Raw genomic sequence first — 13,850 nt, 5'->3', positions numbered from 1 at the left:
AATCTAATTGTAAAAAATTCCCCCTAGAAAGATAAGCGTTTTTTTGCTCAACATGTAAACAAATATATTTTTTTTGATGACTATTCAAATATTGCGTCATTTTTAAATCATCAATAGTACAAAATCGTTATTTTTTTGACGTTTCATGCAGTTTATTATCTGATTTTAAAATAACAATGCACTGACAATAAATAACGCTTCTCTTTTTAAGCTATTTATCCAAACTCCCCCGATTATTGGAATATAGTGTGTTTAAATATAGTTTTCTTATCATTGCTTTGTTAGCACCTTCACTTTCATGGGCACATGGTCCTAAACATCATTGTGATCCCCCTTGGAAACACTGTAAAAAAGGCCATCATCACAAACATGACTGCGATAGATATTACAAAGAGCACTATAGTGAACATTACGATGATCATCATGAGCCTTGGTATGAAAAACACCATTTGCCTGAAATTGCTACCTTTGCTGTGATAGCTGGCGCAACTTACGCCATTATCAATAATACCTACTATAAAAAAGACGGCGAACGTTACGTTTATAGCGAAAAACCAAACGCAAAATAAGAAATGAACTTAATGAAAACAAAAGATGCATTTAAAATACATTAAATTTATTTTCTTTGTTCTAGATTAACTCTCATTGCACCAATTTATGTTGTTATTAATACATCAAACACGACAACATAAGTAATCGCAATGCGAGTAAATATCGATAAGGTTCTTCTCAATATCGCCTTAAACCTAAGTGCTCATCTCGCTAGTGATGAGCATTATCAAACCCTCATCGATGGCGTCGAAGCTGTCTTTCCCTGTGACGCCAGTGCATTGTTCGTACTCGATCATCATGGATTTCTCACACCTGTGGCAGTAAAAGGGTTATCAGCAGCCGTTTTAGGTCGTCGCTTCTTTCCTAAAGCACACCCTCGCTTAGCAACCATAATGGCAAGTAAAAAACCGGTTCGCTTTGATGCCCATTCAGAACTCCCCGATCCTTTTGACGGTTTGTTATTAAATGAAGAAGTCAGTATTGATGTTCATGACTGCTTAGGCTGTAGCTTATATGTTGATGAACAATTAGTTGGTGTGCTGACCTTAGATTCATTAACTGTTGGTGCTTTTGATAATATTGATACCGTCGCCATTGAGACATTTGCCGCTCTTGCCGCTGCGACAGTTCGTAATATCGCACAATTTAATGCACTGAAAGTGCAAAACAAAAAACAGCAATCACTCAATCAAACCTTGATCCAACAAGCACGATCTCAACAAAACGAAATGATGGGCTTTAGCCCTGAAATGGCACAGCTTAAAACCAATATATCAACGGTTGCTCAATCTGATTATGCCGTATTAATAAGCGGTGAAACCGGTACAGGTAAAGAGTTGGTTGCCCATGCGATTCACGCACAATCACACCGTGCTGATAAAGCGATGATTTATGTAAATTGTGCAGCTCTGCCTGAAAACTTAGCAGAAAGTGAATTATTCGGTCATGTCAAAGGAGCATTTACTGGTGCTAATAGTCATCGAGCCGGTAAGTTTGAACTTGCCGATGGTGGCACACTCTTTTTAGATGAAATCGGTGAGCTGCCTCTACTACTACAAGCAAAGTTATTGCGTGTGCTACAACAAGGTGATGTTCAACGGGTCGGTAGTGATAAACATCACCGTGTCGATGTACGGATCATCGCAGCTACTAACCGTAATTTAGAGCAAGAAATCACACTCGGTAGCTTTCGTGCCGATCTTTATCATCGTCTTAATGTTTTTCCTATCGCCGTGCCACCGCTTCGCCAACGACTCAGTGACATTCCAGTACTCGCAGGCTACCTATTGGAAAAAGTCCGCTTGCAATTTAATGTGCCCAACCTTCATATCAACCCTAAGGCATTACGATCGTTAGAAAAACAGCCATGGCTCGGTAATATTCGAGAGTTAGAACACAGCCTTACGCGTGCCGCACTTCGTGCTATTCAAGAAGAACAACAAACCATTACTTTAGCGCACTTTGACAATGAATTTAGCTCTGTTGATGTAAAAAACACATCAAACCTATTTCCTGAACAATCTCAATCGATGCGTGAACTTGTAGAAAGCTATCAAAAGCAGTTAATTCACCATAGCTATGAAAAAATGGATAAAAACTGGTCAAAGGCAGCACAGTTTTTACAAATGGATCGTGGCAATTTGTACCGAATGGGGAAAAAATTTCAGATCCATTAATCTCTTAAAATTGAATTCGATGTCATTAATACAACACAACTTGTTGTATTAATGACATCAAACATAACCAACACCAAATAAAAACCTTAAATATCAACGGATTAAAAATGGCACACATAGTGCAGTCTAGTATCAAAAAACGAAGAAGATTCGTTACAAATAACAGAATAAATAGATACTGGAGATTTTCATGTTTTGTATTCAATGTGAGCAAACAATTCAAACCCCACAAGTAAAAGGCTGCTCATTTGCCGCTGGCATGTGTGGAAAAACCGCTGAAGTCTCAGATCTTCAAGATGTACTTGTTTATGCCCTACAAGGGGTTTCTTACTGGGCAGAATTAGCGGCTAATGTTGATATCATTGATGATGAAATCAACCAATGGGCACCACGTGCATTCTTCTCGACATTAACCAATGTTAACTTCGACCCTACTCGTATTATTGAACTTGTCGAGCAAGCACAACGTTATAAAACACGTTTACAAAAACAAGTTACCAGTGCATACACCCTATCTGATAAAACATTACCCGATCTACCCGCTGTCGCACTGTTTGAATTACCGCAATCTGCCGACGCTATTTTAGCTTTCGCACCACAAGTTGCTGTAAATCGTGGTTATGACTTGTTAGATGAAGACGTTATCGGCTTACGCTTATTATGTTTATATGGTTTAAAAGGCGCAGCCGCTTATTTGGAACATGCGCGTGTCCTTGCGCAAACTAACAATGACGTGTACGCCCAATATCACCAAATCATGGCGTGGCTAGGTACCGATCCAACAGCACTCAATGAACTTCTCGACTGTTCAATGCGCATTGGTTTAATGAACTACACCATTATGGAAATGCTCGATACTGGCGAGACAACAACTTTTGGTCACCCAGAACCTACCCAAGTTAATGTAAAGCCAGTAAAAGGAAAATGTATTCTTGTTTCTGGTCACGATTTACATGATCTGGAAAAAATCCTACAACAAACCGAAGGCACAGGCATTAACGTCTACACCAACGGTGAAATGCTACCAGCTCACAGCTATCCTGAATTGAAGAAATACCCGCACCTTGTGGGTAACTTTGGTAGTGCATGGCAAAACCAGCAAAAAGAGTTTGCTAACTTCCCTGGTACCATTGTGATGACCTCTAACTGCCTATTGAACCCAAACGTTGGTCAATATGCTGATCGTATTTTTACGCGCAGTATCGTTGGTTGGCCAGGCGTGGCACACATTGACGGTGATGATTTTAGCCAAGTAATTGAATGTGCCTTGGCGTTAGAGGGTTTTCAGCATAATGAAATCGAGCAAATGATCACGATTGGTTTTGGTCGTAACGCACTCATGAGCGCAGCACCTGCCGTGATTGATGAAGTGAAGAAAGGCAATATTAGCCACTTCTTCCTTGTTGGTGGCTGTGATGGTGATAAATCTGAGCGTAGTTACTACACCGACTTCACAGCTCAAGCCCCTGAAGACTCAGTGATCTTAACCCTTGCTTGCGGTAAATATCGCTTTAACAAGAATCAATTTGGCGACATTAACGGTATTCCTCGTCTGCTCGATGTAGGTCAATGTAACGATGCCTATTCTGCAATTCAACTGGCTTTGGCACTGGCAAAAGAGTTCGACTGTGACATCAATGAACTGCCGCTAACATTAGTACTATCTTGGTTTGAACAAAAAGCTATTGTGATCTTACTGACGTTGTTCGCACTTGGCGTAAAAGGGATCTACACAGGTCCTACTGCACCTGCATTCTTAACGGATAACTTACTAGCAATTATCCAAGAGAAGTTTGATATGCGTCCGATCACGACGGTTGAAGCAGATCTAAAAACGATCCTTGCCGCTTAATTTCCACCTCGTCTCTCCTCTTTCACCTAAAAAGAAAGTGAAAGAGGAGAGCTACCACTCAAAGAGTCTTCCATGTTAAGTACTTTGTTGGCGCCATGGCTAAATAATCAAGCAGTGAAACTAACCTGTTGTGATAAGTGGCATGAAACCGAAGATACCATCAGTATTAAACTTGCCTGTATCGATGAGAATCACTTAGCGAAATTTAAACCCGGCCAATTCGTTAATATTGGTGTAAATTTCGATGGAAAAATGGAATATCGTGCTTACTCGTTAAGCTCAACGCCTTTTGACACCGATTTACAACTCACTATTAAGCGAGTCGAAGGTGGACGAGTATCGAATTTTCTTATCGATCAATTTCAGATCGGTGATTCTGTCATGGTGCTTCCACCAGCAGGTGAATTTAATAGTGTCGATCATCCACCTCAGCACAATAAAGCCTTATGTATTAGTGCGGGTTGCGGCATAACACCTGTGTATTCCATGACAACAACCTGGCTAAATCATAATCCGCACTGTGATGTTCATTTCCTTCATATTGCAAGATCACCAGCACACACGATTTTCTTTAATGAACTCGAACAGCTTAACCGAGAACATGAGCGTTTTTCGTTAAGCCTTTTATTAAAAGACAAGCAGCAAACGTCGTATCCTCAAGGACGTTTAGATCAAGCGTGGTTAGAAACACTTGTCCCCGATCTGCATGACAGAACCGTCTATCTCTGTGGGCCAACTCAATTTATGGAAGATGTAAAAGACTATCTGACCCATCTCGATTTTGATATGTCGCAATTCCATGCAGAAAGCTTTACTCCAACTGCCGACACTCAGTACGCCCAAAGAGATACAGAGCAACCGCAAACAGTGACGTTAACGGTACCAAGTTTCAATACAGCAGTAGCCATTGAATCCGGTAGTAATATTGCTGATGTATTAGAAGCGCAAGGTGTGCCACTTATCATTGCTTGTCGCAGTGGCATTTGTGGCTCATGTAAGTGCAAAGCGACACCCAATAGCACTCGCTCCACCAGCCAAGCGACACTCACAGCAGATGAAATCGAACAAGGCTACATTCTTGCCTGTTCTTCACAGATTATCAGTGATAGTGAAATTTCATTGGGATAATAAAAAAGCTACCCGTAGGTAGCTTTTTTAAATTAAGACAAATGATTAGCGACGCAGTGAGTTTAGCTTCATTTGTGCAATGCCAAACACCGTATCATTGGGATACATACCTTGCTCAGCTTCCACACCCGTCGGTTTGCCAGTAAAGATCTCAATGGCTTGAGAGACATGGTCAATCGCCCATATATGGAACTCGCCTTTTTCAACCGCTTCAACAATATCTTTACGCAGCATTAGGTTATGTACGTTAGATTGCGGAATGATCACCCCTTGTGTTGCGGTGCGGCCTTTGATTGCACACACATCAAAGAAGCCTTCAATCTTCTCATTCACCCCACCAATTGGCTGCGCCTCACCAAATTGGTTCATTGAACCTGTGATCGCAATATCCTGACGCAATGGCAAACCTGAGAACGCCGAAACAATCGCACATACCTCTGCCATTGAAGCACTGTCACCATCAACGCCACCGTAAGACTGCTCAAAAGTCAGGTGCGTAGTAAGTGGGATCTTGGCTGTTTTACCAAAAACTGACGCTAAATAAGCCGATAGAATCATCACCCCTTTTGAGTGAATACTCCCGCCAAGCTCAGCGCTGCGCTCAATATCAAACACTTCGCCAGTACCATAAGCCGTAGTTGCTGTAATGCGACTTGGTGCGCCAAATTGATAATCTGATGTTGAAATAACTGACAGAGCATTCACTTGCCCTACCGCTTGTTTATCAACATCAATCAATGTGGTGCCAGTAACGAAGTTCTGCATTACATGATCTTTTAAACGGCTAACACGCTGCTCTTGATTTTGTAATGCTTGCTCAACGTGATTGCTACGGATCATCGTGGCATTGGACGATTTCGCTACATAGTTGGTTTCACGCAATAAATTAGCAATGTCTGCAGAGTGCAATGACAGTTTATTTTGATCATCTGCCTGACGCGAGCTGTATTCAATGATCCGCGCAATGGCTTTACGATCACAATGCAGCATATCGCCATCATGAACAATGCTGGCAATAAAGCGTGCATACTGCTCTTCAGAGGTGTCTGTACGCGGCATATCATCTTCAAAATCTGCCGTGACACGGAACAACTCTTTAAACTCTGGATCGTAGTGTTGTAGTAATTGATAAGTTTGATAATCACCAAATAGGATCAATTTAACGTTCAACGGAATTGGCTCTGGTTCAAGAGAGATAGTACCAGATAGCGTCACTTCACGTTCAAGCGAGCTTAAATTCAGCTTCTGAGCACGCAATGCACGCTTTAGACCATCCCATACATAAGGACGCTCTAACACTTTCACCGCATCCATCATCAACACACCACCATTGGCACGGTGTAAGCTACCCGGGCGGATCAGTGAGAAATCGGTAAATACCGTACCTTTGAATGTCGCGTTTTCCACGTAACCAAAAATAGAGTGATAATTCGGACTCTCTTCCACTTCGATCGGGAATGTACGCTCAACGTCTTGATGTACAAGCACATTGATCTGGTAACGACGAGGCATTTTCTTATCTAACGAGGCGTAAGCAAGCGCCACTTGCTCTTCGCTTTCTTCCAAGAAAATATCAATATTTTCAAGAATATCGTTATACATCGCCGACAAATACGCCTTAACTTCCGGCAATTTACTGTATTTGGTTTTCAGATCTTTAATACAGTGTGCAGTGACATCTTTAGCAATATCTTCATCCAGCTTTTGTTGCTTATCAGAATACTTTTCTTCCCATTCTGTTAGCTGACGAACAATATTACGTAGCTCAACTTCCAACTCATTGATAGTATCTTCAAATTTTTGTTGTTCTTGCTCTGAAAGTTCAGCAAATGATGCTTCTGTATGTGGCTCTTCACCATTCATCGCCACCAGTTGGTAATCGCCATCCATGGTAATAGTCAGACCAACACCACGCTCTTCCGCACCTTTTTTCATTGCCATTAACGCATTTTCTTGTTTCTGCGCTAACTGGGTTTTGAGTTTTTCAGCACGGCTAATATAGAGTTCGTTATCAAACGCCATTGGAAACGCTTTAACCAAACGCTTCATCAATTGTTCGATATCTTTTTTAAAGGCAGTACCTTGCCCTGCTGGTAGCTTCAGTACCTTTGGACAACGGGTATCATCGAAATTAGAGACATAACACCAATCATAAAGCGTATTGGCATTACCATTTGGATCATGACGATTTAGGTAGCGCATCACCATGGTGCGTTTACCCAAACCATTACGGCCTATCGCATAAATGTTATAGCCTTTTTCTTTAATCGACATCGCAAACTCAACCGCTTGTTGCGCTCGCTCTTGTCCTACAATTTCATCTAATGGTGTAAGATGTTTAGTTGACTTACACTCATCACTCAATCCATTCAATGCTGATACGCGATACAGCTTGTCACTTGATAGAGGTTTAACTGACATAATCGATCCCTCTCGTTACGACGTCTTCCTTTCAGTCTACTCATAAAATATTGAATTTTTAGAGAGTTAAGCAACAAACATCGGTTTATGTCTCACTTTTTAATGTTTATTGCTGAAATTTTAAACATAAAAAAGCCCAACTTTGCTTCTGTCACTTTAACTATAGTGAACATCAGCATGCTGGGCTGTTTTGTTATGCGGCGGTTCCTTAATTATAAGGTTGCCATAGCACCTTTACCGACACCTTCATAAGCAACAACTTCAAGTGTGTCGCTGTCAGATAAACTCGGCTTGACTTTCTCTGCGATGTAACCCGCAAGCAGTTCAACCGTAGTATCAGTATCTAGCATTTCGGTTTCTGAACGTGCAATCGCTAATTCAAATTCACCTTGTGGTGCGGTGTATCGGAAACCATAGTGCGTTTCATCAGTAACTTGTTTAGCGCATTCACTTAAATTAAGTTCTGTCACGCTCAATAGATCTTCTTGCGAGCCAAGGTAGATATCTTGCCAACGCTTTGCCCACTGCTTTTCAAGTTCAGCATTACGTTCGCCGTTAACAATAAGCTCAATTGGAGAGCGATGACCATGGGCAATACGCTGACAGTTACCATCATGCTTTTTCAAACCATGGCTGTAATGGTAAAATGCACCATTGATCGTTTCATGGCGTAGCGTGATATCTAAACCTTGTACGTTTTCAGGTAAGTTACCTTTTAGTACTTGGTATACATGGTCAGTTACGCTCTCGATAGTGACGGTTTCCGCATCAATAAAACAGAACGCTTGATCTGGGCAATGAAGATGAATGCTTTTGTTATCTCGCAAAAGATCAACCGTCGCATAACCGGTCGTTGTCGCGGCAGTGTTAATCGCTGGAGATTTTGCTGGCACAATTAGGCGGTGATCAACATATTGATCCACTAATTGCTTAATCTGTTTCTTAACACGACTGAAATCGAGCACCATGCTCATTTCATTTAACTCGCCCGACATCACCACATCAAGAATCCAACTTTCGCCTACCATACCACGCTCGGTACATAGGTAAGACGCATCAATTACAGTGAGATCTCTGACAAATAGCTTCAAAGTGAAGTCCTTAGTGATAATGGTTGTCGTTTCTAGGGGAATGCATTATACGCTGCTGAGGCGTTGAGTAAACAATCAAGATTATTTGACATGAGGCAATAAAAAAGCAGCTATTACTTTAATAGCTGCTTTCATCAATGTCTGCCCGTAAAATATGATTAAAAACGGTAATTTACAGACATGTAGAACGTCGTGATGCTCTTTAGATCTGATTTAGTATTGCTTCCAGACCACGCTTCTTGCTCTTTACTTTGAGTCGCCGAGTGACGTGCCCCCATTTCTGCAGTGAAGTGATCTGACATACGCCATGCCACACCAGCTTGCACACCTAGTAGCTCACCCGATTGCTTATAGCTACCGTAACCATCACCTTTACTGTCTGCGATCATGTAACCGACATGCGCACCAATAAATGGATTAATGGTTTTATCTGCACGGAAAATATAATCTGCACTGACTAAATGCAGCGATACATCGGTATCAATGGCTTTTTTGTCATTATGATCAGACTCACCACTCATTTTCTGGTAGCTATAGTAAATACGACCTTTTCCACCTGCGGTATAAAAACCAATATCAGCACCAAATAAACCACTTGCGTCAGGTGATTGTAGTTTGTCTGCTCCAGCATTCACATCAAGGCTTAAGTCAGCCATACCGCCAGTGATACCAACGAAATAATGCATGGTATCGTCAAATTTAGGTGCTTCTTCAGCCAATGAAGCATCATTTTCTTCTGTCACAACAGGCGTTAATACCAAAGGCTCACTTGGGGTATATGCCGCTGTTTGTGATGTTGATTGTTCTGCTGCAAAAGAGGTTGAAGAGAAAATAGCACTCAGCAGTAGGGTCGCAAGCAATGTCTTGTTCATAAAACGATCCATCTCATCCTGTTTTATTGTAATGAAGCTTCAAGCGACTGTTTGTGCTCAAGCCTGTCTTTATTCCAATCAAGGTGCTGATTATACCCAAGCCATTTCAAGTTACTAGGTTCTGCGAGAATATCTTGGTTTGTAGGCAAGGAGATGATTTGAAGAGGAAAAATAAAACAAGTGATTTAAGTGGTGTAGAAAGCCAACGACACCACTTAATATTGATGAAAAATGACTCTACATCGTTACAGGTTGACATAATGTGAAAGATTTTTATCCCAGTAGGGTGTCTCACCGATATACTGTTTAAAGAAACTAATCGCAGCCACTATTTTCTTCGGCAAATGCTTACGACTTGGGTATACCGCATAGAAGTGCATTCCCTGATTAGCTTCCCAATCATTAAGCAATTGAATTAGCTTTCCAGTTTTAAACTCATCGGTTAAAAGATAAGTAGCAAGGTAGGCAATGCCCCACCCTGAGACACAGGCGTCACGCACCGCTTCAGCTAAATCAACCCGGTAGTTACCTGATACCGTGACACACAGACCTTCTTGATCGCGTATAAACGACCAAGTGCCATGGTTAACTTGTCTATTTTGATATACAAGGCAATTGTGCTCCTGCAAATCACGAGGATGAGAAGGCGCAGAATGATGCATAAGATATTCAGGCGATGCGGCAACAATAAAGCGAGTATCAGCTAGACGCTGAGCAACATAACCTTCAGGGATGTTTTCAACATTGGTGATCCACAGATCTAGTCCCTCTTCGACCATATTCGCGCGATGATCAAATAGGCTGACTTCCACATGAAGATCTGGGAACTGACGACGAAAATGTTCAATGGCGGGGATAATATGCATGGTGCCGAATGACTGTGATAATCCTAAACGAAGCGTACCTGATACCTCATCACGGATGTCAGCCATCATAGCATCCGCATCTAATACCGCGGAGACCACTTGCTCACAGAATTTGGCATATTCAACACCTTCATCGGTTAAGGTAAAGCTGCGCGTTGTTCGTTGCACCAGTTTTACCTGAAGCTCTGCCTCTAATAAGCTCAATTGCTTACTGACATGCGATGTTGATACCCCAAGTTTATGCGCTGCTGTTGTAAAATTGCCGCTATTAACCAAAGTATGAAAAATTGCCATTCGTCCGGCGCGATCTTGAAGCACTACTGCTACCACCTATTACTTATCCATCCCGTTCTCTCTGCTAGTGTACTGTAGAACACATACTAACTCGTCATTATTCCTATAACAGATATTAATTATTACCCATTAGCAAAAGTAATTTCACAAAACATGTAATTATCATCTTAAGAGAAATAATTATAATCACTTCATCGTTAGAAATTAGATTGGAGTTTGGTTGTGAGTTGGTTATTTCTTTTATTAGGTGTATTAGCAGAGGCGACATCACACGTTGCACTTAAATCTGCCAATGGTTTTACCAACCCATTACCAACAGCTGTTGTCGTTCTTGGGCATATCACAGCCTTTCTGTTTCTATCACAAGCAATGAAAAGTATTCCAGTAGGTATTGTTCATGCCTCTTGGGCTGGGCTTGCCATTATTCTCGTTACCACGCTTTCAAGCGTTATTTATAACCAACATATCGATACTAAAGTTTGGATTGGGATGATAATTGTTGCAGTGGGTCTTGCGGTTATGAATTTATCAGGCGCGGCACACCACCACTAAACATCCCATATATACGGGGTTTATTATGAATCAGCAACGAGCAGAAAATTTATATTACTACCTACGTCAACAAAATAGTTCTCAAAAAGAAATTAACGTAGTAATTAAACAATTAAGTGAAAATTACGGTATTAATTTATCAGATCTTGATCGCCGTTATCGTTCACGTATCGGATATTCACCAAACCGATACGATATTAATACTTATGGTACCGCAGGTTCACGTACAATGAATCAAACGCGCGGTATGCAAAATACACACTAATTATTTCCTATCTTTCATCGTCACTAATAATAATATTAGTGACGATGATCTCATAACTACTCTTCTATAACATTATTGCTGATTTCTATTATTGCAATATCTTATGTTTACCTGCCATTTTTTTGACGCTACTGTATGCTTAACGATCACCAGACACTAAAAATAATTATGAATCGGATAACAAAGCAGCTAATTTGCTCAGCATCATTACTTCTCGCATGTAACGTTCACGCGGCTATCGTTAATAACAACACTCAGTCAGAACAGGGTATTTCAGCAAATCAACCAACAGAATTAAATACAACTAATACCAATAATCAGATGGGCGGTAATATTATTATTAATCGTTCAGATACTGCGGCTTTACCTAATAAACAATATCAGAATACCGTAGTAGGTAGCGGTGCAACTATTATCGGATCACATAATATTGGTTTAGGATCAACGACAACTGTTGCTGCTAATTCTATCGCTATTGGTAATACTAGTGATGCAAAAGATAACTCAACAGCAATTGGAACCAGTGCACAGGCAGAAAATAACGGTGTAGCATTAGGCAGACAATCTTATGCAAATAACAGCATTGCTTTAGGGGCTCACGCATACGCAACAAATAATAGTATTGCTATTGGTAATGGTAGCCGTGCAGATGAAAAAGACACTGTCAGTTTTGGTGGGAAAGTTTATAGCCAACAATATGTTGATGGAAAAGTACAAGTCACAACAACGGATGTGACACGTCGTCTGACTAATGTTCACGCTGGTATCAATGCTACAGATGCCGTTAACGTCAGTCAGTTAACCGAGGCTAAAAACACCTTACAAGGTGAGATCACTCATAACAGTCAAAACATTAGCAACAACTCAAGTGAAATCACCCGTAACAGTAACAATATTAAAACTAACATGGTGAATATTGAGCAAAACAATAAAGCAATTGATATCAATAAAAATATCATTGCTAACAATGCTAATAATATTGGTATTAACAAAGAAAATATAAATAAAAATATAACCAATATTCAAAATAACACTCAGAATATTACAACCAACTCAAAACAGATCAGTCAAAACACATCAGATATTAATGATAATAAACGCGTGATCATTAATAATGGCAATGATATTCAAAAAAACAGAAAAGATATTCTTAATAACACAACAATAGCGAATAAAAACTCACAACGTATTAGCAATAACAGCCAAAGTATCGAAAAAAACACAGCAGGAGTTAACACCAATGCTTATAACATCAGTCATTTACATAACGAATCCATTAACTACACGAATAATCATGTAATGGCGTATTACAATAAATCAAAACAATATACAGATGAAAAAGCGCAACAAACATTACAGAAAGCGAATAATTATACAGATCAAAGAGTCAACCAACTCTCTAATGTCTTTAATGAAAAACTAAAGAACTTACAAAATAGAGAAGATGCCGGTATCGCATCAGCTATGGCAATGGCTGCTATTACGGTAAAACCTAACCGTAAATATAATATAGGTATGGGATTAGGCTATTATGGCGATCAAGATGCCATCGCATTGGCTGCGAAGATCAATACCTCTCCAGACAGTATAGTCACTCTTGATACCTCTTATAACTCAAACCACAATGTTGGTGTTGCAGCAGGTATGACATTTGGTTTTAACTGATCGAGTATTCCCATCAACAAAAAAACCGACGTATATCGTCGGTTTTTTATTAAGCCTTGCAAATATTACTTCATGCGCTCTATAACCCAAGGCATTAATTCTACGTATGCATACCAACAGCCCGCTGCAATGATCGCCGTCCAAACAAGACGCGATACCCACTGAGAACGTTGAATATGACGAGAAGGATCCGGTTCACCACAATGAGGGCAAAAATGCGCACGACGTGACACAACACCTTCACAAGCAGGGCAATCCGTTAAACGCTTTGAACGTGTAGCTACCCCTGCTTTAACTGATGATTTTGTAGTTTTTACCGAGTGTGGGCGCTGCTCCGCACGCATCGAAATCATTACATCACTATTATCATCATCTAGTGCTGAAAATTCAGTTGTTTTCACTTTATTCACCATTCTGTCAATCTCTGCGCCTAATAATACTAAATTCAAGACTCATTCGCCTACCTATTGGCAAAATCTTTACTCAAGTTTCATTTAACACGGCAGTATTTATCGTCACATAACACGATTTATTGCAATTATAACAATCACTCATCAAGACTAACTGTGATATTCACTCTCTCGATAGTACTAACCATAAGCAAAAGCCGACATAT

At 40.4% G+C, this 13,850-nt stretch carries 12 protein-coding genes; 7 read left to right on the top strand and 5 right to left on the bottom strand.

Annotation, left to right across the window (positions count from 1 at the left end):
• The first annotated feature begins 248 nt into the window (after positions 1–248).
• The 4 genes from E5A76_RS08445 (at position 249) to E5A76_RS08430 (ending at position 5,208) form a co-directional block, all read left to right on the top strand.
• Positions 249–569 carry a hypothetical protein gene (locus E5A76_RS08445; RefSeq protein WP_053987678.1) on the top strand — a complete coding sequence of 107 codons (321 nt, stop codon included), beginning with the start codon at positions 249–251 and terminating at the stop codon, positions 567–569.
• A gap of 132 nt (positions 570–701) precedes the next feature.
• Positions 702–2,228: a nitric oxide reductase transcriptional regulator NorR gene (gene norR / locus E5A76_RS08440; RefSeq protein WP_161118642.1), complete on the top strand. Its 1,527-nt coding sequence runs from the start codon at positions 702–704 to the stop codon at positions 2,226–2,228.
• Positions 2,229–2,418: 190 nt separating this feature from the next.
• Positions 2,419–4,080, top strand: coding sequence for a hydroxylamine reductase (hcp, locus tag E5A76_RS08435; RefSeq protein WP_161118641.1), 1,662 nt, complete (start codon positions 2,419–2,421; stop codon positions 4,078–4,080).
• Between the two features lie 84 nt (positions 4,081–4,164).
• Complete coding sequence (locus tag E5A76_RS08430; protein WP_392397309.1) at positions 4,165–5,208, top strand: FAD-binding oxidoreductase; 1,044 nt, start codon at positions 4,165–4,167, stop codon at positions 5,206–5,208.
• 45 nt (positions 5,209–5,253) lie between these two features.
• Here the strand turns inward: E5A76_RS08430 and E5A76_RS08425 are convergent, their stop codons facing one another.
• From E5A76_RS08425 to E5A76_RS08410, 4 genes are all read right to left on the bottom strand, one after another.
• On the bottom strand, positions 5,254–7,629 hold the full coding sequence (locus E5A76_RS08425; RefSeq protein WP_161118639.1) for a Lon protease family protein: 2,376 nt from the start codon (positions 7,627–7,629) through the stop codon (positions 5,254–5,256).
• Positions 7,630–7,841: 212 nt separating this feature from the next.
• Positions 7,842–8,720 (bottom strand): 6-carboxytetrahydropterin synthase, encoded by an 879-nt coding sequence (locus tag E5A76_RS08420; protein ID WP_161118638.1) that lies wholly within the window; start codon positions 8,718–8,720, stop codon positions 7,842–7,844.
• 158 nt (positions 8,721–8,878) lie between these two features.
• Positions 8,879–9,592: an outer membrane beta-barrel protein gene (locus E5A76_RS08415; RefSeq protein ID WP_161118637.1), complete on the bottom strand. Its 714-nt coding sequence runs from the start codon at positions 9,590–9,592 to the stop codon at positions 8,879–8,881.
• A gap of 245 nt (positions 9,593–9,837) precedes the next feature.
• Positions 9,838–10,776: a LysR family transcriptional regulator gene (locus E5A76_RS08410; RefSeq protein WP_161118644.1), complete on the bottom strand. Its 939-nt coding sequence runs from the start codon at positions 10,774–10,776 to the stop codon at positions 9,838–9,840.
• A 198-nt stretch (positions 10,777–10,974) separates the two neighbouring features.
• Between E5A76_RS08410 and E5A76_RS08405 the strand changes: the two genes are divergently transcribed.
• The 3 genes from E5A76_RS08405 to E5A76_RS08395 all read left to right on the top strand — a co-directional run bounded on the left by E5A76_RS08405 (position 10,975) and on the right by E5A76_RS08395 (position 13,234).
• Entirely contained in the window at positions 10,975–11,304 is a 330-nt protein-coding gene (locus tag E5A76_RS08405; RefSeq protein WP_107166380.1) for a DMT family transporter, read from the top strand.
• A 25-nt stretch (positions 11,305–11,329) separates the two neighbouring features.
• Positions 11,330–11,569: a hypothetical protein gene (locus E5A76_RS08400; RefSeq protein WP_053987687.1), complete on the top strand. Its 240-nt coding sequence runs from the start codon at positions 11,330–11,332 to the stop codon at positions 11,567–11,569.
• A gap of 135 nt (positions 11,570–11,704) precedes the next feature.
• Complete coding sequence (locus tag E5A76_RS08395) at positions 11,705–13,234, top strand: YadA-like family protein (RefSeq protein ID WP_161118636.1); 1,530 nt, start codon at positions 11,705–11,707, stop codon at positions 13,232–13,234.
• Between the two features lie 65 nt (positions 13,235–13,299).
• Here E5A76_RS08395 and E5A76_RS08390 read toward each other — a convergent pair whose 3' ends face one another.
• Positions 13,300–13,683 carry a zinc ribbon domain-containing protein gene (locus tag E5A76_RS08390; protein ID WP_237459063.1) on the bottom strand — a complete coding sequence of 128 codons (384 nt, stop codon included), beginning with the start codon at positions 13,681–13,683 and terminating at the stop codon, positions 13,300–13,302.
• Positions 13,684–13,850 lie beyond the last annotated feature (167 nt).

This window comes from Photobacterium lucens, from assembly GCF_009873615.1.
GTDB classification, from domain to species: Bacteria; Pseudomonadota; Gammaproteobacteria; order Enterobacterales; family Vibrionaceae; genus Photobacterium; species Photobacterium lucens.
This window is presented reverse-complemented; position numbering and strand designations above follow the sequence as displayed.

Bases quoted from the DNA above. Each gene is read 5' to 3' on its own strand.
- norR (WP_161118642.1), top strand. From the start codon at position 702: ATGCGAGTAAATATCGATAAGGTTCTTCTCAATATCGCCTTAAACCTA.
- hcp (WP_161118641.1), top strand. From the start codon at position 2,419: ATGTTTTGTATTCAATGTGAGCAAACAATTCAAACCCCACAAGTAAAA.
- E5A76_RS08425 (WP_161118639.1), bottom strand. From the start codon at position 7,629: ATGTCAGTTAAACCTCTATCAAGTGACAAGCTGTATCGCGTATCAGCA.
- E5A76_RS08415 (WP_161118637.1), bottom strand. From the start codon at position 9,592: ATGAACAAGACATTGCTTGCGACCCTACTGCTGAGTGCTATTTTCTCT.
- E5A76_RS08400 (WP_053987687.1), top strand. From the start codon at position 11,330: ATGAATCAGCAACGAGCAGAAAATTTATATTACTACCTACGTCAACAA.
- E5A76_RS08395 (WP_161118636.1), top strand. From the start codon at position 11,705: ATGCTTAACGATCACCAGACACTAAAAATAATTATGAATCGGATAACA.